Consider the following 21,900-nt stretch of genomic DNA (forward strand, 5'->3'; position numbering starts at 1 on the left):
CTACCGGTCTTCGGCCGCCCCGTCCGGCTCACCGGTCCGCTCCGGCTCCTCGGTCCGCTCCGGCTCCTCCGGTACGACCGCGATCGGGCAGACCGCGTGCAGCAGTACGGCATGGGCGACCGAGCCGAGCCGCCTGCCGATCGGCAGGCGCCTGCGATGCCGGGCGACCACGACGAGGTCACTGGCCCTGGACGCCTCGACGAGCTGTCCGGCCGCGTCCGCGTTGCGCAGCTCCACCGTCACCGGCACCTCGGGGTGCCGTTCGCGGTGCGGCGCGAGCGTCCGCGTCAGCTGCTCGGCCAGCGCGTTCTCGTACTCCTGCTGGGTGCCGTCATAGGCCGCGATGTACTCGAACGACGGCGGGGTCATCATCGGCCAGGAGAAGCCGGAGACCACCAGCAGGCGCGCGTCGCGGCGGCTCGCCTCGGCGAAGGCGAAGCCGATCGCGCCGGGCTCGTCGGAAGAGGCGTCGACGCCCAGCGTGACCTGCGACGGGGTGGGGCGGACCAGCTCGCCGTCCGGGCCCCGTTCCCCGTCACCGCGGTCCGGGCGGGGGACCACCACGACGGGCCCCTCCGAATGCGCCGCGCAGGCCATGCCGTTCGAGCCGAGCAGCAGGCTGGCGAAGCCGCCGCGCCCGCGCGAGCCGAGCACGAGCAGCTGCGCCTCGGCGCCGAGGGCGGGCAGCAGCGTGTCGGTGAGCCCGCTGAGGCTGCGGAATTCGACGCCCGGCAGACCGGCCGTGCCGGCCTGCCCGTCCAGCTTCTTGCGCAGTTCGTCCAGGACCGGGTCGCCGATGCCGGATTCGGCCGCCGCGCGGCCCTCCGTGGTGACGTACGGCCAGACGTGCACGATCTGGAGCGGCGCGGAGCGCAGCCGGGCCGCCTCGATCGCCCAGCGCAGCGCCCGTTCGCTGTCGGGGGATCCGTCCACCGCAACGATGACCGGCAGGGTGTCCATGTACGCCTCCATACGACCAACAGCGTGTGCTATGCCCAACTATTTCCATACTCCTACCCCGGGCGGCCCCGGCGACAGGGGACGAAGGTCCCCGCCGGACACGGAGTAGAGTCGAACGTCACTTCTCAGCCCCTTACCTGGGACGCAATGAACACACTTCAGGCCCCGCAGTCCGTCGCGTGGACCGAGGCCGGCGCGGCCCGCTCCGCGCGCTGGCGTTCCGAGAGCGGCGCGCCGCCGCCCCGCCGGACAACCGTGGCGGACGACCGCACGAAGGCCGACGACGCCTACAAGCTCGCCTGCGAGGGCACCGCCCTGCTGTGGCGCGGCGACTTCCACAACGCCCGCCAGCTGCTGACGGCGCTGGCCCGCCGCATCGACCGCCGGCCGCGCAAACGGCCGCCGGCCGACCCCGCGCAGGCGTTCCACCTGCACCGGGCCGCGCAGAATCAACGCGCCCGCATCCTCGGCATGCTGCTGGTGTCCCTGGAGCCGGGATACGACCTCGTGCTGCGCCGCGCGCCCGACGTACGGGAGGCGTGCCTCCAGGCGTACGGTCCGGACGACGCCGGGAGCCCGGCCGCCGGGGCCGGAGCACCCGCCGGGACACATCCCGCCCTCCCCCAGCTCGTCTCGCTGCGCGAACTGCTCGGTGTGATCGGCGCGTACGAATGGCGCAGAAAGGGCGTCGCGATACCGGCGCTCGGCGGCGACCGCGTCCACCCGTATTACGGCGTCTTCTCGCCGGTGCGCGGCGAGTACGTGGACCTGGTGGCCGAGGCCCCGCTGCCGTCCGTCCCGGGCCCGGCGTTCGACATCGGCACCGGTACCGGCGTGCTGGCGTCGGTGCTGGCACGGCGCGGTGTGTCCCGCGTCGTGGCCACCGACCAGGACCCGCGGGCACTGGCCTGCGCGCGGGAGAACGTGGCACGGCTCGGCGTGGCCGACCGCGTGGACGTCGTGGCGGCCGATCTGTTCCCTGCCGGACGCGCGTCACTGATCGTCTGCAACCCGCCGTGGGTCCCCGCCAAGCCCACCTCTCCCGTCGAGTACGCGGTCTACGACCCGGGCAGCCGGATGCTCCGCGGCTTCCTGGACGGCCTGGCCGCGCATCTGGTGCCGGGCGGCGAGGGCTGGCTGATCATGTCCGACCTCGCGGAACACCTCGGGCTGCGCACCCGCACCGAGCTGACCGACGCGTTCGGGGCGGCGGGCCTGACGGTGCTGGACCGGCTGGACATCCGCCCCCGCCACGGCCGCTCCCACGACACCGCCGACCCCCTGCACACGGCCCGCGCTGCCGAGGTCACCTCACTGTGGCGGCTGGGCGCGGCACAACCGGTCGACGGCACACGTAACGCCCCGTAGATCGGTCTCAGCAAGCCGTCGAGCCGCAACCGCCCCCCGGACGAGGAGGATCAGAACCACGACTATGGAACCGCAGCAACTCATCGCGCGTGCCCGGCGTCTCGCCGCCGCCGCGGGCCCGGACCGCCGCCGCCTGCTCGGCATCACGGGGCCGCCCGGCGCGGGCAAGTCCACCCTGGCCGCCCATCTGGTGTCCGAACTGGCCGGATCGGCGGCGCTCGTCCCCATGGACGGCTTCCACCTCGCCGAGGCGGAGCTGCGCCGCCTGGGGCGTACGGACCGCAAGGGCGCCCCGGACACCTTCGACGCGGCCGGGTACGCCGCCCTGCTCGCCCGCCTGCGTTCCCCCGCGCCGGACACCGTCGTCTACGCCCCGGCCTTCGACCGCCGCATCGAGGAGCCGGTGGCCGGCAGCATCCCCGTCCCCCACGACGTGCCGCTCGTCGTGACCGAGGGCAACTACCTGCTGCTCGACGACCCCGCGTGGGCACGGGCCAGGGAGTGCCTGGACGAGATCTGGTACGTGGAGCTGGACGACGCGGAACGGGTCCGGCGCCTGGTCGGCCGGCACGAGCGCTTCGGCAAGCCCCGCGCACAGGCCGAACGTTTCGTCCATGCGTCGGACGAGGCCAACGCCCGCCTGGTGGCGGCGGGACGGGAGCGCGCGGACCTGGTCGTCACCTTCCCGCCGGACGCGGCACCGGTGCCGTACGACGGAGGGTGAGCCCCGGGAGGCAGCGGATCACCGCACCTTCTCGTACACCTCCACCCGCCGCCCGACGCTGTCCGTCCGTTCGGTGAGCTTGAAATGGCGGGCGAGGACGCGAAGTTTCTCGGCCTCGCGGATAGGTGCGGGCGGCGCGGCCCGGCGGGTGTCGGTGACGACCACGATGCGGTGCTCGGCCAGCATGGCCGCGCGTATGTGCTCCGGGCTGCCCTCGACGCCCTTGATGGTGCCGGAGGACACCGGGTCCCGGGTCAGCGCGAGGTCGTCCAGGCCGGTGAAGGCCGACGGCGTCACCAGCGCCGTGTCGCGCCGCGCCGCCGGTACGAACAGCACGCCGTCGCCGGACCGCGCGCTCGCCGCCACCCGGTGCGCCGCCCGCAGCACGTCGTCCGCCCGGCTCGTCGGCTTGCGCAGACCGGTCTCCACCGGCAGCAGCGCCGCGAAGCCCAGCGCCGTGACGCCCGCGAGCAGCACCCAGGTGCGGACCGGGAGGGCCTGGACGGCAGCGGCGACGCCGACGCCGAGGAGCAGGGCGAAGCCGATGTTCGTGTAGAGGACGTAGCGGTCGAGGTACAGCGGCTCCACGACGGCCGAGGCCAGCAGCAGGCCGCACTGCGGCACCACGAGCAGCGGCAGCCCGACGGAGGCCGGTGACATGGCCGCGCGCCCGCGCCCCGGGTACGGAACCCGGGCACACACCAGCGCCACGAGCACCAGCACGGCGATCCCCAGCAGCGTGGAGACGGCGACCGGTTTGATCCACGACACCTGGCCCGCCTGGGCCCGGCTGGCCTGGATCAGCGGCAGCGCGCCCGCCACCACCACGGCGGCTGCCACCGACCACGGCGCCACCAGCGGGCGCGCGCCGCGGCGGCGGGCGACGAGGACCGTGACGGCGTGCGCGGGCAGGACGAACAGCGAGAACCAGTTCAGCAGGGCCGTGGTCAGCATCACGGCGGCGTAGGCCGCCCAGCGCGGCCAGTCGCGCCGCGCGCCGGACGACGCGCCCACGAGGAGTTGGGTGGCCACCGCCACACCGGCCGTGACCAGCGCGTATGCCCGCCCCTCCTGCGCGTAGTGCTGCATGTTGGGGATCAGCGCGAGTACCAGTCCGGCGGCGAGCCCGGCCCACGGACCGGCGAGGCGGCGTCCGGCCGCGGCGGTGGCGGCAGCGGCCAGGGCGACGGCCAGGACGGACGGCATGCGCAGCACGGCCGGGCCGGTGCCGAAGACCTCGAACACGCCGTGCATCAGCACGTAGTAGAGACCGTGCACGACATCCACCTCGCCGAGCATGTGCCAGATCTCCGCCACGGACCGCTGCCCGACCTGCCAGGTCACCGCCTCGTCCCGCCACAGGCTGTCGCCCCGCCGGATACCCCACAGGCCGAGCGCCAGCGCCAGCAGCGCGGGGAGCGCCGGGACGGCCGACCGCGCGAGCGCGGAGGCGGATGGCGCGGCGCCCGGGAGCGCGGCGGGTGCGGTGCGCTGTGCGGTGCGTCGTATGGGGTCCTGTGCGGTGCGTTGCGTGGGGAGAGCTGCGACCGGTGGGGCGGGGGCGGCTTCTACGGGCATGCGGAGGACTCTACACTGCACGTATACATCGCATGCATACTTGCAATGTATACACCCCGTGGACAGTGATCGGCAGGACGTTCCAGCAGCTCAGCGGGGTACCGCCGCACCCGGTACGAACGGAGCCCCCGCCGCAGTGCTCGACCAAACCACGGATCAGCCCACGGATCGGTCCAGAGATCGGCCCACAGAACGGCCTGGAGCACCGGTCCCGCATCGGACCCCGGGCGCCCGCACCGCGCCCCTCCCCCTCCTCGCCGCCTGGCTGCTCACCCGGCTCTGGCTGGTGCCGGCCGCGCTGAAGATCAGCCCGTTCGTGGGCGGGGGCGGTCTCGACCCGTCCGTGAGCAAGGTCTACACCGGCTGGTACGCGGTCCTGAGCGGCGGCAGCTTCCCGCTGCACGACGTGAGCTGGCAGTACCCGCCCGGCGCGGCGCTGCCGATCCTGGCGCCCGGCCTGGCTTCCGATCTGGCTCCCGGCCTCGACTACGGGCACGCGTTCATCGTGCTGGCCGCCCTGTGTGACGCCGCGGTCTTCGCGCTGCTCCTGTGGGCGGCGCGGCGGCGCGGCCGCTCCCTGGCCGCGCCGTGGCTGTGGACGGTGGGTCTGGCCGTACTCAGCACCATGCCGTGGAACCGGTTCGACCTGCACGTGACCGCCCTCGCGATGCTCGCGCTGGTGGCCGCGTCCGCGCGGCGCGCCTGGGCGGACCGGGTCTTCGGGGCCGTGGCGGCGGTCGCCGCGGTCGTCAAGGTCTGGCCCGCGCTGCTGCTCGCCGGTACGTCACGGGGCCGCCGTACCCGTACGGCCTGGTCGGCCACCGCCGTCACCGGCGCGGCCGTGACCGCCGGGTTCGCCCTCGCCATGCCGAACGCCTTCTCGTTCCTCGCCGCGCAGGAATCGCGCGGCATTCAGATCGAGTCGGTCGGCTCCCTGCCGTTCCATGTGGCGCGCCACTTCGGCTGGAGCGGCACGTGGGCGGCGAAGGACGGCTCGCACGAGTTCGTCGGCCCGTGGGTGCACGGGGTCGGCATCGCGATGCAGATATCGACCGTACTGGCCTTCGGCTGGCTGCTGTGGTGGCGGCGCCGTTCGGACCGTACCGCCGCCCGCGTACTGCCGGACGCCGCAATGACCGCCACGCTGCTGTTCGTCGTCACCAGCCGGGTCATCAGCCCGCAGTACCTGGTCTGGCTGGTCGGCCTGGCCGCGGTCTGCCTGCTGCGCGGCGACACCACCCAGCGCCCGGTCGCCCTGCTGATCCTCGCGGCCTGCCTCTTCACGACGCTGGATTTCCCGCTGCTCTACCGCGGGCTGCGGGACGACGCGTCCTGGCTGTCCATCGTCAATCTGTACGTGCGCAATCTGCTGCTGCTCGCCGCCGCCTGGCTGTCCGCCCGCCGCCTGTGGCGCGGGACCGTGCCCGCACGCCGGCCCGTCTGAGATATCCGGTGCGAAGCGGGAACTTCGGCGCGCTCCTATCCGTACATTCCACGCGCAGGCTTATCCGTACATTCCGCGCGCAAGCTTTCGCACGTTCCACGCGCGGGGGCCGTGCGGACGCGCCACGCGTGGCGTTCTTCCGTAACGACACCGTCGATGTCATCATGACACCATGAGTGTCAGTGAAGGCGGCGCGGACTCCACCGAGCACCTCGCGTACGAAGTGATCCGCCGGCTGTGGCCCCTGCACCGGACGGTCGTACGCGCCGTGGAGCGGGAGCTGGCCGGTACGGGCCTGACGGCCGGTCAGCACGCCCTGCTCGACGCCCTCCGTACGCACGGCCCCCGGACCGTCCCGGAGCTGGCCCGCGCCCTGGAACTGGACCGGCAGCCGGTACAGCGCTGGGTGAACCACGCGGTGGAGCTGGGCCTGGCGGAGACCGTCCCCAACCCCGCCCACCGGCGCTCCCCGCTGGTCCGGCTGACGCCCGAGGGCGCCGACGTCATGGGCTCCCTCCAGAAGTCGGAGGCGGCCGGGCTGCGCCGCGTACTGGCCGGGGTGCCGGCTGCCGATGTGGCCACCACCCTGCGCGTACTGGACCGCCTCGGCGAGGAGTTCCGGGCGCTGGGCCGCGACACCCCGGCGCCCCCGGACGCTCCCGGGAAACCACCGGCCCCCTCGGAGCCCTCGAAGCCCCACCCGACCCCAGCACCTCACACAGGACGGCACGGAGCATGACCACCCAAGGAATCGAAGGAACCCAGGAATCCGGCGCCTGGCCCGAGACGGAGGTCGAGAACGGCACGATCCCGGTCGAGAACGGCGAGCTGTTCTACGAGGCCGCCGGCACGGGGCCCGAGGGGCCCTCGGTGGTGCTGCTCCACGGCGGGATGCTCGACCAGCGCATGTGGGACGAGCAGTTCGCCTGGCTCGTCCGCTCCGGCCTGCGCACCGTCCGCTACGACGCGCGCGGCCACGGCCTGTCCTCCACCGTCGACGGCGACTACGCCAACCACGAGGACCTGCGCGAACTCCTCGACCAGCTCGGCATAGCCGACGCCATCCTCGTCGGGCTCTCGCACGGCGCCCGGGTCGCCCTGGACATGGCCCTCGCCCACCCCGACCGGGTCTTCGCGCTGGCCCTGGCCTCGCCCGGGATCAGCGGCCGGGCCTTCACCGACCCGTTCATCCTGGAGCACATCAAGGAACAGGTGGCCGCCGTCGAAGCCGCGGAGGAGGACGGCGCGGAGCGCTACATCGAGCACTTCCTGCGCATGTGGGTGGACGGCCCGCACCGCGAGCCGTCCGCCGTGGACCCCACCCTGCGCGAGCGGATGCGGGCCTCGGCGGACGCCAACGTGGTCGTGCACGCGGACGGGATGGGCGCCGGGATGCCGATCGAGGTCGGGGCGTACGAGCGGCTGGCGGAGATCCGCGTACCGACCCTGGTCATGGACGGCGACCTGGACTGCTCCGACATCTCCGCCAACGCCCACGCCATCACCCTCGCGGTGCCCGGCGCCCAGCGGGTACGGATTCCGGGCGCGGGCCACATGGTCAACCTGGAGAACACACCGCACTTCGACCACGCCCTGCACGCGTTCCTCTCCGGCCTGCCGTACTGAACGCGGCTCGGCCCGCCGCACCGAACGGCCCGCCCTGCCCGTCCGGCGCGCGGGGCGGGGTGCAACGATGAGCGGGTCATGATTGCGGGGCGTGTTCTCAGGGGCTTGCGGGCCGGGGTGTTCGCGGCGGTGTGTGTGCTGCTCGCCGCCCTCGGCCACGCCCTGATGTCCGACGCGCCCGTGCCCGTATGGGTGGTGCTCGGCGCGGTGGCGGTGACGGCCTGCGGAGCGTGGTGCCTCGCCGCGCGCGAGCGAGGGCCGCTGTTCGTGACCGCGTTGACGCTGACGGCACAGGCCGCCCTGCACACCGCGTTCTCCTTCGGGCAGTCGGTGGCGGCCGGAATGTCCGCCGCCGGCACGGAGGGTGCGCAGGCGTCCCTGGCACAGCGGTGGGCGGCCTCGCTGGTGTGCGGCATGGGCGGACGCCCGATGCCGCAGCACGACGCCGAACGGATGCTGTACGACGTGGGGCTCGGGCACCGGTACGGCGAGGCGATGCATGCCGGTCATGACGTACACGCCATGTCCGGCATGCATGACATGCACGGCATGGGTGCCACGGACGGCATGGGCGGCAGCATGACCGGGATGGTCGCGGCGCACGTGCTCGTCGCGCTGCTGAGCGCGTGGTGGCTGTGCGGCGGCGAGCGGGCGGCGTTCCGCGTCGTGCGGGCCGTATCCGTACGGCTCTTCGTACCGCTGGTGCTCGTCCTGCGCGCGGTCCTGCCCGAACCGCCGCGCCCGGCCCGCCCGGTGCGCCGCGAACCCCGGCGCCCGCTGCGGCGGCTGCTCCTCGTCCACATCATCTGGCTCCGCGGGCCGCCGCGGGAGACGGCTGTCTGCTGACAGCACGGTCACACCCGGGGCTCATGCCGAGAACATATGCGGTCCTGCCCAGCCGCCAGAACGGCGGGCGGTCCGCGCCTGGCCATGGCCCTGATCCCTGTAATCGTCACCGGCCCGGTCCGGCGTGCGTCCAGTACGCGGCGGGGCCGGTTCTCCCCAAGGAGCTTTGATGATGACTCCTGTCCCTGTGGGCGGCTGCCGCCGCTCAGGGCCGCTCGCCGTCACCGTCCGCGTCCCTCGCCGCCCGGATGAGGCGCTGCAGCCGGGCGGCCCCCTCCGACCAGCGGCGGCAGTCCGCGCACCCCGCCAGGTGGGCGTCGAGCCGGCCGTCCGTGACGCCCGGCGGCAGCTGTTCGCCGTCCAGGCGGGCGGAGAGGGCGGTTCGTACACGCGAGCACTGCATGGCCCCATCCTCCCCGAAGTCCGCGGCGCCGGTTCCGCGGCGGGCGGCCGGGAGGTGCGCGGTGCGCGATGACGGCGCGGTGACGGCCTGGGCCCTCGCGGCCCGTACCGGGGACGAGGCCGCCGTCGAGCGGTTCGTCCGCGCGACGCAGCTGGACGTACGCCGGTACGTCACGCACCTCAGCGGCGACGCGCAGGCCGCGGATGACCTGGTGCAGGACACGTATCTGCGGGCCCTGCGCAGCCTGCCCCGGTTCGAGGGGCGGTCGTCGGCGCGTACCTGGCTGCTGACCATCGCCCGCCGTACAGTCGCCGACCGGCTGCGGTCGCTGGCCAGCAGACCGCGGCTCGCCGGGACCGACGACTGGCAGAGCGCGGCGGAGAAGGCGCAGCCGCGCGGCGTGCCCGGCTTCGACGAAGGCATCGCCCTCGCCGAACTCCTGTCGGCGCTGCCCGCGCCCCGCCGGGAGGCGTTCGTGCTGACCCAGTTGCTGGGACTGCCGTACGCGGAGGCGGCGGCCATCGTCGACTGCCCGGTGGGGACGGTGCGTTCCCGGGTGGCGCGGGCGCGCGAGACGCTGGTGGCGTTGCTGGAGGAGGAGGCGGGCGGAGCCGACCCGCTTTCCGTGTCGGCCGACGCCCGGGCGTTGGCGGGCTCGGCCGCCTGAAACGGTCCGGTGCCCCGGAGTTCGGTGGAACTCCGGGGCACCTGGCCGTGCTACGTGCTGCCCGGCCGCGTCACGGCCCCAGGCGCCCCGGGCGTACGGCCACGGCCTCGGCCTTGACGGCCCCGCTGTCGCGAAAGTGCAGCGTGAAGACGACCCGGTCGCCCGGTGCGAGCCGCGGCGGCGGGCTGACCATAATGTCCAGGTCCGTGGGCGCCATACGCAGCGCACCGCGCGCCGGGACGCCGACGGCTCCGGCCATCTCCATACGGTGCGCCCCTTCGGCGACCTCGACATCGCGGCCGACCATGGCCTGGTGTCCGGCCGGGCCGGTGACGCCGGTCAGTTCATCGGCGGTGGTGCCCGTGTTGCTGATGGTGAAGAAAGCGGCCGTGGCCTCCGTGTTGGAGGGGACGAGGATGCGGCCCTCGGTCACCCGCAACTCGGCCGGGGTGCCCGCGTTCCCGGCGAGGGTCCAGGCGGTGAGGCAGCCGAGCGTCAGCACGCCCGCGATGAGAGGCGCGGCGGCGGAACGCAGGGCGGCGCGTGCGGTAGAAGTGATCATGCGCTCCTCCGGGAGCTCGGGGAGGGGAGGTTCATGCGCTCTCCCGGGAGGTCTCGAAGGAGAGGGCGCGGCGCCCGGCCGCCCCGCGCCCGACCGTCCTACGTCCGTCCGCCTTGCGCCGGTCCGTCCCGCGCCCACCCGGCCGCCACGCCCGCAGCCGCAGGCTGTTGCCCACCACCAGCAGCGAACTCGCGGACATCGCGGCAGCCGCGATCATCGGGTCCAGCCGTCCGACGGCGGCGAGCGGCACGGTCACCAGGTTGTAGCCGAAGGCCCACACAAGGTTGGCGCGGATGGTGCCCAGCGTGCGCCGGGCCAGCCGTACGGCGTCCGGTACGGCCTGGAGGTCGTCGCGCAGCACGGTGACGTCGGCGGCGCCGATCGCGGCGTCCGTACCGCTGCCCATGGCGATGCCGAGGTCGGCGTGGGCCAGCGCGGCGGCGTCGTTGATCCCGTCACCGACCACCGCGACCCGGCCGCCCTGCTCCTTCAACGTGGTGACCAGCGCGGCCTTCTCCTCCGGCAGCGCGCCGGCGTGGATCTCCGTGATGCCGAGGTGTCCGGCGACCGCACGGGCCGTGGCCGCCCGGTCCCCGGTGGCCAGCACCGGCCGCAGGCCCAGGCGGCGCAGGTGGTCGACGGCCCGGTAGCAGTCGGGCCGCAGCGTGTCGCCGACGGCGACGACGGCCTGCGGGGTGCCGTCGGCCGTGACCAGTACGGCGGTGTGCCCGGCGTCCTCTGCCGTGCGGACCGCGTCCGCAAGCGCGGCAGGCAGCTCCGCCAGGTCGCCGGGCCGCCCCACGGCCACCGTCCGCCCCTCCACCTCGCCGGTCACGCCGTACCCGGCGGTCGCGGCGAAGCGACGGACCGCGGGCAGCGGCCGGTGGTCGCCGAGGGCCGTGCGGCGCGTGTCGGCGTGGGCGGTGATGGCGCGCGCCAGGGGGTGTTCGGAGCCGTGCTCGACAGCGGCGGCGAGGCGGACGGCCTCGTCGGGTGTCAGACGTACGGTTTCCTCGGCGGCCCGGGGCGCGGCCTCGGCCTGGGCCTGGGCCTCGGCCTCAGCGGTGTTCAGGCGTACGCCTTCGTCGGCGGTGTCCAGGCGTACGGTCTCGTCGGCGGCGCCCACCGCGGAACCGGTGTCTGTACGCCCCGTAACGCCCACCACGCTCATCCGCCCGGTGGTCAGCGTTCCCGTCTTGTCCAGCACCAGGGTGTCGATGCGCCGCAGCCGTTCCAGGGCCCGCGGCCCGCTGACGAGGATGCCCAGTTGCGCGCCCCGCCCGGTGGCGGCCAGCAGGGCCGTGGGCGTGGCGAGTCCTAGCGCGCAGGGGCAGGCGACGACCAGGACGGCCACCGCAGCGGTCACCGCCGCCTGCGGGTCCGCGCCCGCGCCCAGCCAGAAGCCGAGCACGGTCACGGACACCGCCAGCACGGCCGGCACGAAGACCCCGGCCACCGCGTCGGCCAGGCGCTGTACCCGGGTCTTGCCGGTCTGGGCCTCCTCCACGAGGCGGGTGATCCGCGCCAGCCGGGTGTCCGCGCCGACCGCGGCGGCGCGCACTTCGAGGAGCCCGCCCGCGTTCACCGCACCGCCGACGACCGCCGCACCCGGCCCGACCTCCACCGGGCGGCTCTCCCCGGTGACCAGCGACAGGTCGAGCGCTGAACTGCCATCCACCACCGTGCCGTCGGTGGCCACCCGCTCCCCGGGGCGGACCAGGAAGCGGTCGCCGACCTGGAGGTCGGCCACCGGAATCCGGCGCTCCACGGTGGCGTCGGTACCGGCGGCCCCGTCCTCGACCGGTACCCGTACGGACACGTCCGTGCCGACCAGTTCGGCCAGCGCCCGCAGCGCCGACCCCGTACCGCGGCGCGCCCCCGCCTCCAGCCGCCGCCCGGCCAGGACGAACAGCGGTACGCCGACGGCCGCCTCCAGGTAGCTGTGCGCGGTGCCGCCGCTCAGGAAGAGCGCGTACGCGGACCAGGCGAACGAGGCGGCCACACCGAGGGAGACCAGCGTGTCCATGGTCGCGGCGCCGTGCCACAGGCCGCGTGCCGCACGCAGGTGGAAGGGCAGCGCGCCCCACACGGCGACCGGCGCGGTCAGCGCGAAGCAGAGCCACTGCCAGTTGCGGAACTGCCAGGCCGGGACCATCGACAGGACGAGTACGGGGACGGACAGGAGCGCGGTGACGAGGAGGCGGGTGCGGTCCGCGTCCGTCGGCCGGTCTTCGGGGTGCGGGGTGGCTTCCTCTATGGGTTCCCTCGCCGGGTTCCCGGCCGGTTTCCGTACCGGCTCCGGCAGTTGGGCCGTGAAGCCCGCGGCCTCCACGGTCGCGACGAGGTCGCCCACGGCGAGCGTGGCCGGATGCTGGACGCGGGCCTTGCCGGTGGCCAGGTTCACCGTGGCGGTCACCCCGTCGAGGCGGCCCAGCTTCTTCTCCACCCGGTTGACGCAGGCGGCGCAGGTCATGCCGCCCACCGTCAGTACGGTGACGCGCTCGCTCATCCCATCCCGCCCATGCCGCTCATGCCGCTCATGCCGCTCATGCCGCCACCGTCCGCCGGTTGTTGCGGAGCCCCGGGGGCCTGCCCGCCCGGCCGCATCCCCGGCGCCACGGGCCCGGCGGCCGCCCCCGCCCCGTACGCGCACACGAACAGGACGACGAGCAGCGCCACGAACCCGAGCACCGGTTTCGCGGGCAGTACGGATGACAAGCGCCGGACGAGAGACATGGCCGCTCCGATACACAGACGGGGAAGGGGAGGGAGGGCAGGGGGAAGGAACGCAGGGAGGACGGGTTACCGCGGCGAGCGCAGCGCAGCGCGCAGCGCGAACGGCAGCCGCCGGGAACGCGCTGCTCGGCGCAGCCATCGTGGCACGCCCAACCGCCCCCGCCCCCACTCCGATCGCCTACCGGCCCACGTGAGGTTTGTCCTTCCCGCCCGCCGGAACCAGCCCGGCCGCCGCTCCGACTACCTGGGTTTCCGCCGCCGTTCCGGGCGCCCGCGCGGCCCCGTTCCGCCACCCGGCGGGAACTCGGCGCCCGCTTCGCCCGACCACTGAGTGAAGCGCGCGCACGACCGGCACCGGGCGTGCACGCGGACACCTACCGACTGCCGAGGAGCACGGTCCATGCGCCCACCCCGCCTACCCGAACCGCTCCCCCTCTACGGGGAGGACTACAAGCGCGACCCGTACCCCCTGTACGCCGAGCTGCGCGAGCGCGGCCCCGTCCACCGGGTCGGATTCCCGAGCGGCGTACACGCCTGGCTCATCACCGGATACGAGGCCGCGCACCGGGCACTGAACGATCCCCGGCTGGGCAAGCACCACTCCCGGGGCAACGCCGCCTGGCGCGCCCGCGCATCGATCATGCCCGAGCCGCAGCACTCGCAGCTCCAGGTCCACCTGCTGCACCAGGACCCGCCCCGGCACACCGCCATGCGGCGCCTGATCACCGACGCCTTCGCGCCCAGGCGGATCGCCGGACTCCGGCCGCGGTTCGAGCGCCTGGCGGAGGAACTGCTGGATGCACTGCCGTCCGCGAGCCCGGACCGGCACGGAGGCAGCGTGGACCTGGTCGCCTCGTTCGCGGCGCGCTTCCCCTTCCTCGTACTCGCCGAGGTCATCGGCCTGCCGGACGCGTTCACCGCGCGTTTCGACCGCGACTGGGGCAAGGTCGTCCAGCCCGTCGGCCCGGACGATCCCGGCCGTCCGGCGTACGAGGCCCGGCTGCGCGGCTTGCAGGGCTATATCGCCGACCTCGTACGCCACAAGCGGCAGGAAGGCGGCACCGACCTGCTCTCCCGTCTCGTCACCGCCTGCGACGCCGGGGAGCTGGACGACGCCGAACTGGACTCCATGATCTTCCAACTCCTCGTCGCCGGACAGGAGCCCGTCACCAACCAGATCACGACGGCGCTGACCACCCTCCTCCGGCACCCGGAACACCTCGCGCGGCTGCGCGACGACCCCGCGCTCCTCCCCCGCGCGGTGGAGGAACTGCTCCGCTACGACAGTGCTTTCGAGCTGACGACCTGGCGGTTCCTCGCGGCGGACGCGGATGTGTCGGGCACGCGGATCCCGGCCGGCGACTCCGTGATCGTCTCGCTGTGCGCGGCCAACCGCGACCCCGCCCGCTTTCCCGCCCCCGACACGCTCGACTTCGACCGTACGCCCAACCCGCATCTCGCCTTCGGCCACGGCATCCACTTCTGCCCGGGCGCCACGCTGGCCCGTACCGAACTGCACATCGCCCTGGAGACGCTGCTCCGCCGCCTGCCGGGCCTGCGCCTGGCCGTGCCGGACGGCGACTTGAGGTGGATACCGGCGGTGCTGGCGCGTGGGGTGGATGAGCTTCCGGTCTCTTACGGGGCGGTTGGCGGGGCTGCGGGCAGCGATGGCGGGGCGGGTACGGAACCGGCCGGACCGGCTCCGTACGCCTGCCCCTTCAGCAGCGCTGCCGGAGAGGCCGCCGCCCGATGAGACACCCGGCTCCCAGCGCACCGGCCGCCATGGCCACCGATGTCCTCGCCACCCTCCTCCCCCACCACCGCACCCTGGAGGCGACGGCCCCGGCGCACGAGGCGGCGCCCGCCGACTTCCCGTATCAGCTCCAGCAGTTGGAGCACCTGATAGCGGCGCGCCGCCCGATCGTTCTCACCCTCCCCGGCTTCCCCTGCAAGTCCCCCAACCCCGCCAAGGTCCTCGGCCGCCTCCCCGACGAGGGCGAACGCCTCGCGCTGCGCTTCCTCGACGGGCTCTGTGCCCGGATCGGCGAGCGGTACGCGCCGGGCGCACGGCTCGTCATCTGCTCTGACGGGCACATCTTCAGCGACCTGATCGGCGTCCCGGACCCGCACGTCGACGCGTACAACGACGCGCTGCGCGCCATGATCCGTACGGCCGGGCTGTCCCACCTGAGCACCTTCGACCTCCGCGACGTCTACGGGGACCTGCCCTGCGACGCCAAACGCGAACAGGTACTCCGCCGGTACGCCCCGTCCCTGGGCGCCCTGCGCGCCGAAACCAAGGGCGCGGCGGCCCACGACGGCGAAACGCTGCGCCTGTACCGGGGCATCACCCGCTTCCTGTTCGAGGACACCACCGGCTTCGAGGGCACCCGTTCCGCGCTGCAACGCGCCTGCCGCAGCCGCGCCTACGGAGTCATCCGGCGCAGCCGCGCCTGGGGCGAGCTGATCGCCGAGCACCACCCCGACGCCGTACGGCTGTCCATCCACCCGCAGCCGCGCGGCGCGGCGAAGTTCGGCATCCGGCTGCTCGACGCGCCCGACGCCTGGATGACGCCGTGGCACGCGTGCGTACTGCGGCAGGCCGACGGCGGCGTACGGCTGCTGCGCGCGGCGGACGCGGCCCGGCTGGGGCACCTCGTCCACCGGGACGGCCGCCCGAGCCACTATGCGGAGGGAGCCGGGCGGCCGGTGCCGGTCCGGATGACGGCTCAGGTGCCGCCGTCCGCGACCCGCCGCTGATCCACGGCGATCAGCGGGTCCCTCGTCAGCGGATGGTCGACCACCGTCGCCCGTACCCCGAACACCTCGGCCAGCAGCTCCGGCGTGAGCACCTCGCGCGGCGCGCCGGACGCCACCACCGCCCCCTCGGACAGCACATGCAGCCGGTCGCAGACCGAAGCCGCCGCGTTCAGGTCGTGCAGCGAGACGAGCGTCGTGCAGGCCCGGCCGCGCAGCAGGGCCAGCAGCTCGACCTGGTGCCGTACGTCCAGGTGGTTCGTCGGCTCGTCCAGTACGAGCACGTCCGGGGCCTGGGCGAACGCGCGGGCCAGCAGCGCCCGCTGCCGCTCGCCGCCGGACAGCGCCGAGAACCGCCGCCCGCCGTACCCGGCCAGTCCCACCTCGGCCAGGGCGCGGGCCACCGCCTCCCGGTCGGCGCGGTCGTCACCCGCGAACGCCCGCTTGTACGGGGTGCGGCCCATCGCCACCACCTCGTGGACGGTGAGTTCGAAGTCGCCGCCGCGTTCCTGGGGCAGGGCGGCGATGTGCCGGGCGGTACGCGTCGGCGGCATGGACCGGATGTCCTCCCCGGCCAGCAGCACCCGGCCCGCATCCGGCCGCAGGTGCCGGTAGACGGTACGCAGCACCGTGGACTTGCCGCTCCCGTTCGGTCCGATCACTCCCGCGATCTCCCCCGGCGCGGCCATCAGATGTACACCGGCCACCACGCACCGGCCCGCGTAGGACACGCGCAGGTCCTCGATGTCGATACGCAGGCCGGGGGCGGGGCGGGGGTGTTGGTCGCCGATACGGCCACCCGTATCCACATCCACGTCCGCTTCCGTCATGCTCTTCCGGCTCATGCCCCCACTCCCAACCGCCGGTCCAGCACATAGAGCAGCACCGGCGCACCGATCAGCGCCGTCACCACCCCCACCGGCAACTCCTGGCCGTCCATGGCGGTACGGCACACGATGTCGACCACCACCAGCAGCAGCGCCCCGGTGAGCGCGGCCAGCGGCAACAGCCGTCGGTGGTCGCCCCCGACGATCAGCCGGCACAGGTGCGGCACCATCAGGCCCACGAAGGCGATGGCCCCGGACACCGCGACCAGTACGCCGGTCAGCAGGCTGGTCACCACGAACAGCAGCCGGCGCAGCCGGACGACGTCCACGCCCACGCTCGCCGCCGTCTCGTCCCCCATGGTCAGCGCGTTGAGCGCGCGGGCACGTGCCTGGAGGGCCAGCAGCCCGGCGGGCACGGCGAGCACCGGCAGGGCGAGCGTGCCCCACGTGGCGCCGCCGAGGCTGCCCATCAGCCAGAACAGCACGCCGCGCGTCTGCTGTTCGTCCCCGGCCTGGAGGACCAGGTAGCTGGTGAACCCCGCCAGGAACTGCCCGATACCGACGCCCGCGAGCACCAACCGCAGCGGCGCGAAACCGCCACCGCGCCGCGCCAGCGTCCAGACCAGCGCGAACGCGGTGAGCGCCCCGGCGAAGGCGGCCAGGGACAGGCCCAAGCCCCCGCCCAGCCCGAACGCCCCTCCCGCTCCCCCTGCTCCGAACACTCCGTCCATCCCGGCCATGACCCCCGCGCCCAGCACGATCGCGGCCACCGCGCCGAGCGAGGCGCCGTTGGAGATGCCCAGCAGGTACGGGTCGGCGAGCGGGTTGCGCACCAGCGCCTGGGTGGCCGTACCGACGAGCCCGAGCCCCGCGCCGACCAGCGCGGCGAGCAGCGCCCTGGGCACCCGCAGCTGCCAGACGATCAGATCGTCCGTACCGGGCCGCGGCGGCTCCCCGCCCAGCCGCCGGAACACCACCGACCACACCTCGCCCGGAGCGATGTCGGTGGCACCGAGCGAAACGGCGGCGGTCAGCGCGACGAACAGGGCGAGGAGGAGCCCGACGGCGATCCAGAGCGTGTGGGCGGGGCTTGGGGGCGTACGGGTGGGGCCCGGGGGCTTATCGGTGGGGCCTGGGGCCGTACCGGCGGGGCTCGCGTCCGTACGAGCGGGCCCCGCGCCCGTACCGGCCGGCCCCGCATCCGTACGGGCCCGCCCCGCAACCAACCGCCTCATCAGCGGCCCGCCCCGCCGGCAGCCAGGCCATCCGTGCCCTCCGTGCCCTCCACGCCGCCCAGCCGGTCCGGATACAGCGTCGCCGCGATCCGCCGTACCGTATCGGCGTTGCCGACCCCCGCGATGGTCGTCCGCTCCGAGCCGATGCGCAGGAATTTCCCTTCCTTCACCGCGCGCAGGCCCGCCGTGGCCGGGAACGTCCGGAGGAATTGCTCGGCCTCGTCGAACGCCTTCTCATTGGCCGCGGCGCTGCCCCGGTTCCGTACACCGAGCTGGATCCAGTCCGGGTCCTTGCCGACCACGTCCTCCCACGAGACCCGCTGGAAATCCCCCGCGCAGTCCGCAAAGACGTTCCGCGCCCCGGCCTCGGTCAGCACCGCGTTCGCCACCTGCCGGTTGCAGACGGCCACGGGCTGCTTCGTTCCCGCGTCGAAATCGAAGAAGAAATACGAGGGCCGTTTATCCGCCGGTACGTCCGCGATGGCCTTACGTACCCCGGCAACCTTCTTCTCCATCTCCGCCACCAGCTGCAACGCCCGCGGCGACGTGCCCGTGACCTGCCCGAGGCGCCGGATGTCCCCCTCCACCGCGGACAGATCCCGCTGCGGCACCTTCTTGCGCGGCGCGCATGCCGTCGAGGCCAGATAGACGTGCTTGATGCCCGCCGCGGCGAATTCCGTCTCGGTCGGGCCGGTCGCCGCCCCGCCCATGTTGCCCATCGAAGCGAATGTGTCGATGTAGAGATCGGCCCCGGAACCGAGCAGCTTCTCCTTCGGAATCACCGTTTTGCCCAGGACCGGCACCCGCTGCGCCCGGGCGTCGAGTTCACCCGGCAACGTGCCTTTGCCCGGCGGGAAACCGGTGCCGACAATCCGGTCCTCGACACCCAGCCGAAGCAGCATCTCCAGACTCGCCGCATTGCTCGTGACGATTTTCCGCGGCGCCGTGGAAAACGTCGTCTTCCGCCCGTCGCAATCGGTCACAGTCACCGGAAAGCCACTCGCCTCGCCATCCCGGCTGCCCGAGGCCCCGGCCTCCCGCCCGTCGGCGCTGCCGCACCCCGCGGCCAGCGCGGCCACCGCCAGCACCGTCACCGCCGCCGTCACCGTCCGGCCCTTCGCCCCCAACCCCGGTCCCGGACCCACCACGTGCCCATTGATACGAGGACGCATATGCCCGCTCTCCCTGCCTCTCGACTGTCCGACGGCCCGCCGGCGCGGGCCCGGATCAGGTAGTCGAGCGACCGGCGCCCCGGGTTCCCGAGGCAGTGGCCCGGTGGCCGGCGCGCTGACCGGCGGCAGCGACGGCGTTAGAGTGTCCGGGCCGTGGTGTTCGGGAAGACCGGTGACGACCGTAAGGTCCAGGCCGGAGCGGCCCTCGCCACTGTGATCGGGAAGTTCCCGCCCCTGCCCGTACGCGCCCTTCGCCGTACGGAGCCACTGGCCGCAGCCCGCGGCCGGGAAGGCCGGGGCGGGCGCGCACACCCGTCAGCCAGGAGACCGGCCACGGCATCTCACGAACTGATCCACGAGGTGCTGGAGCGTGACCACCGGATGCCCCTGTCCACAGATCCCCCCTACTCTTCTTCCCCTTCCTCCCCTTCCCCCGCTTCAGCCGCGTCGCCCTCAGCTGCCCCCGACGGCTCCCGCGGCGGCTCCCCCGATGGCCCCGCCTCCCCCCTGCCCGACTTCCGCTGGCGGCGGCAGGACACCGTGCGGACCGCGGGACTGATAGCGGTCATCGCCGGGCTGCACATCGTCGCCTTCGGCGTGCTCTTCCTGCTGGTCGTACCGCACCACTACGCGGTGGGCTCGCAGGTCTTCGGCGTCGGCCTCGGCCTGACCGCGTACACCCTCGGCATGCGGCACGCCTTCGACGCGGACCACATCGCCGCCATCGACAACACCACCCGCAAACTGATGGCCGACGGCAAGCGGCCGGTCTCCGTGGGCTTCTGGTTCGCGCTCGGACACTCCAGCGTGGTCGTCGCCATGGCGGCGCTGGTCGCCGGCGGCGCGCAGCTCGCGGGCACCCTGCTGGACGACGAATCGCGCACCCACCAGGTGCTCGGCACCGTGGGCACCACGGTCTCCGGCGGTTTCCTGTACCTCATCGCCGCGCTCAACCTCGTCGCGCTGGCGGGCATCTGGCGAGTGTTCCGCGCCATGCGACAGGGCCGGTACGACGAGACGGAGCTGGAGCAGCACCTCGACTCGCGCGGCTTCATGAACCGCATACTGGGCCGCTTCACCCGCTCCATCACCCGGCCCGGCCAGATGTACCCGCTCGGCCTGCTCTTCGGCCTCGGCTTCGACACCGCGACCGAGGTGACGCTGATGGTGATGGCGGGCAGCGGCGCGGCGGCCGGTCTGCCCTGGTACGCGATCCTGGTGCTGCCGCTGCTGTTCGCGGCCGGAATGAGCCTGTTCGACACCCTGGACGGCACGTTCATGAACTTCGCGTACCAGTGGGCGTTCTCGAACCCGGTACGCAAGGTCTACTACAACCTCACGATCACCGGCCTGTCGATCGCCGTCGCGTTCTTCATCGGCACCATCGAGCTGGTCACCGTCCTGCACGACAAGCTGGACCTGAAGGACGGCGTCACCGGCTGGATCTCGTCCATCGACCTGGACAACGTCGGCTTCATCATCGTCGGCCTGTTCGTGGTCGTCTGGGCGGCGGCCCTGGCCTACTGGCGCTTGGCCGGGGTGGAGAAGCGCTGGTCGGCGCGGACTTCGGGAGCGGAGGCCGGGGTCGGGGAGGGCGGCTGACAGAGGCTGGGGGGCGGCTGGCAGAGGTCGGGGAGGCGGCCTGACGGGACCGGGGTGAGCCAACGTGCTACGAAGCTGGCCAGACGGTACGCGATACGCCCCTGCCCCTCACCCTCTGCCCCTCCCTCCCCTCAGGTGGCCGACCCGGCCGCCGCCCCCGTCTTGAGGTCCCGCCCCCAGCGCGCCAGCTCCGCTTCGAGGTCGAGCGGGCGGAGCCGGTCCGGTTCGTCCGGCCCCGGCCAGTCCTCGCGCGGCACCCGCCACATCACCTCGAACTCGTTGCCGTCCGGGTCCTTCGCGTACACCGACTTGGACACCAGGTGATCGGTGGCGCCGACCAGCGCACCCCGCTCCGCCAGCTCCGCCGCCACGTCCGCCAGCTCGCCGAGGGTCCCGACCTCCCACGCCAAGTGGTAGAGCCCCACCCGGCCGTGCTCGGGCCCGGGGGCCGCGGCCCCCACCGCGAACAGCCCGAGATCATGATCGTTGGCCGTTCCCTCCGCACTGAGGAACGCGGCCCGCCCCGGAATCTCCGTATCCACCCGGAACCCCAGCGTCTCGCTGTAGAAGGCCACGGCGCGCGCCACATCCCGTACGTAGAGCACCGCGTGATTCAACCGCCGTACCGCCACGTCAATCCCTCACCTTCCGCTGCTCACCGACAACTTCCCGACCTGCCCGCCCCCGCCCTGCGCCGCTCACTTGCGGATCAGCAGGAACACGACCGCCACGACCACACCGAGCACCAGGGCGGCCACGCCGTACGCCAGCCGGTGCGCGCGCAGGACCGGCAGCAGCCGGTCGACCGCGTACCGGCCGGGGCCGGTCAGCGTGAGCGCCGCCGCGCCCGCGGTGAGCAGCAGCTCGTACTCGACGCCCTCGGGCGCGAAGAACCCGCCGCCCCACTTCACCCCCAGCGCGTTCACCATCGTCCCGACGAGCGCCGCCCCCGCCAGCGGCGTCAGCAGCCCGAGCACCAGCCCGAGGCCGCCCAGCGTCTCGCTGAGACCGGCCACGACGGCCATGGCCTTGCCGGACGGGTAGCCGCTGGCCGTGAAGAACTGACCGGTCCCGTCCAGCCCGCCCCCGCCGAACCAGCCGAACAGCTTCTGCGCACCGTGCGCAGCCATGATCAAGCCGACCGCGAGCCGCAACAGCAGCAGACCGATGTCGTAGGCGTGCGGGCTAGCGGCATGGCGGCCGTCGACGCCGCTGCCGTAGTCACGGAGGGGGCTGAGGGGGGAGGTCATACGAACGCTCATTTCTGTCCGGGCCCGGGCGGCCACCATCGAAAGTACTTGAAGTTTCAAGTCACCCTTCGAAGATACATATCACTTGAAACCTAAACAACATGCCCGCCGGCCAACTTCACCCCCCGAACTCCCCCACACAC

The 21,900-nt window shown here is 73.5% G+C and carries 21 protein-coding genes and 1 riboswitch; of the genes, 10 read left to right on the forward strand and 11 right to left on the reverse strand.

Annotated features, from left to right (window positions below):
• Window positions 1-960, reverse strand: a complete 960-nt coding sequence (locus ADK86_RS29135) for a universal stress protein (RefSeq protein ID WP_053699308.1) — start codon at window positions 958-960, stop codon at window positions 1-3.
• Window positions 961-1,107: 147 nt separating this feature from the next.
• Between ADK86_RS29135 and ADK86_RS29140 the strand changes: the two genes are divergently transcribed.
• Window positions 1,108-2,328 (forward strand): methyltransferase, encoded by a 1,221-nt coding sequence (locus ADK86_RS29140; protein ID WP_053699286.1) that lies wholly within the window; start codon window positions 1,108-1,110, stop codon window positions 2,326-2,328.
• Window positions 2,329-2,392: 64 nt separating this feature from the next.
• Window positions 2,393-3,052 (forward strand): nucleoside/nucleotide kinase family protein, encoded by a 660-nt coding sequence (locus tag ADK86_RS29145; protein ID WP_053699287.1) that lies wholly within the window; start codon window positions 2,393-2,395, stop codon window positions 3,050-3,052.
• Window positions 3,053-3,070: 18 nt separating this feature from the next.
• Here the strand turns inward: ADK86_RS29145 and ADK86_RS29150 are convergent, their stop codons facing one another.
• Window positions 3,071-4,630 carry a glycosyltransferase family 39 protein gene (locus tag ADK86_RS29150; RefSeq protein WP_078952332.1) on the reverse strand — a complete coding sequence of 520 codons (1,560 nt, stop codon included), beginning with the start codon at window positions 4,628-4,630 and terminating at the stop codon, window positions 3,071-3,073.
• A gap of 286 nt (window positions 4,631-4,916) precedes the next feature.
• Between ADK86_RS29150 and ADK86_RS29155 the strand changes: the two genes are divergently transcribed.
• The 4 genes from ADK86_RS29155 (at window position 4,917) to ADK86_RS29170 (ending at window position 8,546) form a co-directional block, all read left to right on the forward strand.
• On the forward strand, window positions 4,917-6,074 hold the full coding sequence (locus ADK86_RS29155) for a glycosyltransferase family 87 protein (RefSeq protein WP_159393989.1): 1,158 nt from the start codon (window positions 4,917-4,919) through the stop codon (window positions 6,072-6,074).
• 172 nt (window positions 6,075-6,246) lie between these two features.
• Window positions 6,247-6,813, forward strand: a complete 567-nt coding sequence (locus ADK86_RS29160) for a MarR family winged helix-turn-helix transcriptional regulator (RefSeq protein ID WP_030588586.1) — start codon at window positions 6,247-6,249, stop codon at window positions 6,811-6,813.
• Entirely contained in the window at window positions 6,810-7,700 is an 891-nt protein-coding gene (locus tag ADK86_RS29165) for an alpha/beta fold hydrolase (RefSeq protein ID WP_053699288.1), read from the forward strand. The genes ADK86_RS29160 and ADK86_RS29165 overlap by 4 nt, the downstream gene beginning before the upstream one ends.
• 78 nt (window positions 7,701-7,778) lie before the next feature.
• Window positions 7,779-8,546 carry a hypothetical protein gene (locus ADK86_RS29170; protein WP_053699289.1) on the forward strand — a complete coding sequence of 256 codons (768 nt, stop codon included), beginning with the start codon at window positions 7,779-7,781 and terminating at the stop codon, window positions 8,544-8,546.
• Window positions 8,547-8,751: 205 nt separating this feature from the next.
• Here ADK86_RS29170 and ADK86_RS29175 read toward each other — a convergent pair whose 3' ends face one another.
• Window positions 8,752-8,949 (reverse strand): zf-HC2 domain-containing protein, encoded by a 198-nt coding sequence (locus ADK86_RS29175; protein WP_003979688.1) that lies wholly within the window; start codon window positions 8,947-8,949, stop codon window positions 8,752-8,754.
• A 61-nt stretch (window positions 8,950-9,010) separates the two neighbouring features.
• Between ADK86_RS29175 and ADK86_RS29180 the strand changes: the two genes are divergently transcribed.
• Window positions 9,011-9,616: a sigma-70 family RNA polymerase sigma factor gene (locus tag ADK86_RS29180; protein ID WP_053699290.1), complete on the forward strand. Its 606-nt coding sequence runs from the start codon at window positions 9,011-9,013 to the stop codon at window positions 9,614-9,616.
• A 70-nt stretch (window positions 9,617-9,686) separates the two neighbouring features.
• Here ADK86_RS29180 and ADK86_RS29185 read toward each other — a convergent pair whose 3' ends face one another.
• The 3 genes from ADK86_RS29185 to ADK86_RS29195 are packed head-to-tail and all read right to left on the reverse strand — an operon-like array spanning window position 9,687 to window position 12,914.
• Window positions 9,687-10,178, reverse strand: a complete 492-nt coding sequence (locus ADK86_RS29185) for a copper chaperone PCu(A)C (protein ID WP_053699291.1) — start codon at window positions 10,176-10,178, stop codon at window positions 9,687-9,689.
• Between the two features lie 31 nt (window positions 10,179-10,209).
• Window positions 10,210-12,687 carry a heavy metal translocating P-type ATPase gene (locus tag ADK86_RS29190; RefSeq protein ID WP_053699292.1) on the reverse strand — a complete coding sequence of 826 codons (2,478 nt, stop codon included), beginning with the start codon at window positions 12,685-12,687 and terminating at the stop codon, window positions 10,210-10,212.
• Window positions 12,684-12,914: a hypothetical protein gene (locus ADK86_RS29195; RefSeq protein ID WP_053699293.1), complete on the reverse strand. Its 231-nt coding sequence runs from the start codon at window positions 12,912-12,914 to the stop codon at window positions 12,684-12,686. The genes ADK86_RS29190 and ADK86_RS29195 overlap by 4 nt, the downstream gene beginning before the upstream one ends.
• A 400-nt stretch (window positions 12,915-13,314) precedes the next feature.
• On the opposite strand from ADK86_RS29195, the gene ADK86_RS29200 reads away from it, so the two are divergent.
• The gene (locus ADK86_RS29200; protein ID WP_053699294.1) at window positions 13,315-14,667 is read left to right on the forward strand and encodes a cytochrome P450 family protein; all 1,353 of its coding nucleotides are present in this window, start codon (window positions 13,315-13,317) and stop codon (window positions 14,665-14,667) included.
• Entirely contained in the window at window positions 14,664-15,674 is a 1,011-nt protein-coding gene (locus ADK86_RS29205; RefSeq protein ID WP_053699295.1) for an L-tyrosine/L-tryptophan isonitrile synthase family protein, read from the forward strand. Before ADK86_RS29200 ends, ADK86_RS29205 begins: the two co-directional genes overlap by 4 nt.
• Here the strand turns inward: ADK86_RS29205 and ADK86_RS29210 are convergent.
• The 3 genes from ADK86_RS29210 to ADK86_RS29220 all read right to left on the reverse strand — a co-directional run bounded on the left by ADK86_RS29210 (window position 15,644) and on the right by ADK86_RS29220 (window position 18,839).
• On the reverse strand, window positions 15,644-16,429 hold the full coding sequence (locus ADK86_RS29210; protein ID WP_053699310.1) for an ABC transporter ATP-binding protein: 786 nt from the start codon (window positions 16,427-16,429) through the stop codon (window positions 15,644-15,646). The genes ADK86_RS29205 and ADK86_RS29210 overlap by 31 nt on opposite strands.
• Before the next feature lie 83 nt (window positions 16,430-16,512).
• Window positions 16,513-17,733, reverse strand: coding sequence for a FecCD family ABC transporter permease (locus ADK86_RS29215; protein WP_053699296.1), 1,221 nt, complete (start codon window positions 17,731-17,733; stop codon window positions 16,513-16,515).
• Window positions 17,733-18,839 (reverse strand): ABC transporter substrate-binding protein, encoded by a 1,107-nt coding sequence (locus ADK86_RS29220; RefSeq protein ID WP_078952334.1) that lies wholly within the window; start codon window positions 18,837-18,839, stop codon window positions 17,733-17,735. The genes ADK86_RS29215 and ADK86_RS29220 overlap by 1 nt, the downstream gene beginning before the upstream one ends.
• Before the next feature lie 203 nt (window positions 18,840-19,042).
• Window positions 19,043-19,256: riboswitch (cobalamin riboswitch) on the forward strand.
• Between ADK86_RS29220 and ADK86_RS29225 the strand changes: the two genes are divergently transcribed.
• Window positions 19,254-20,507 (forward strand): HoxN/HupN/NixA family nickel/cobalt transporter, encoded by a 1,254-nt coding sequence (locus ADK86_RS29225; protein ID WP_234346080.1) that lies wholly within the window; start codon window positions 19,254-19,256, stop codon window positions 20,505-20,507. It overlaps the preceding riboswitch by 3 nt.
• Before the next feature lie 131 nt (window positions 20,508-20,638).
• On the opposite strand, the gene ADK86_RS29230 is transcribed toward ADK86_RS29225, so the two are convergent.
• Window positions 20,639-21,139: a VOC family protein gene (locus tag ADK86_RS29230; protein ID WP_053699297.1), complete on the reverse strand. Its 501-nt coding sequence runs from the start codon at window positions 21,137-21,139 to the stop codon at window positions 20,639-20,641.
• 66 nt (window positions 21,140-21,205) lie between these two features.
• The gene (locus ADK86_RS29235; protein WP_053699298.1) at window positions 21,206-21,757 is read right to left on the reverse strand and encodes a DoxX family protein; all 552 of its coding nucleotides are present in this window, start codon (window positions 21,755-21,757) and stop codon (window positions 21,206-21,208) included.
• Between the last annotated feature and the right edge of the window lie 143 nt (window positions 21,758-21,900).

Source organism: Streptomyces sp. NRRL F-5755, from assembly GCF_001279365.1.
Lineage (GTDB): Bacteria > Actinomycetota > Actinomycetes > Streptomycetales > Streptomycetaceae > Streptomyces > Streptomyces rimosus.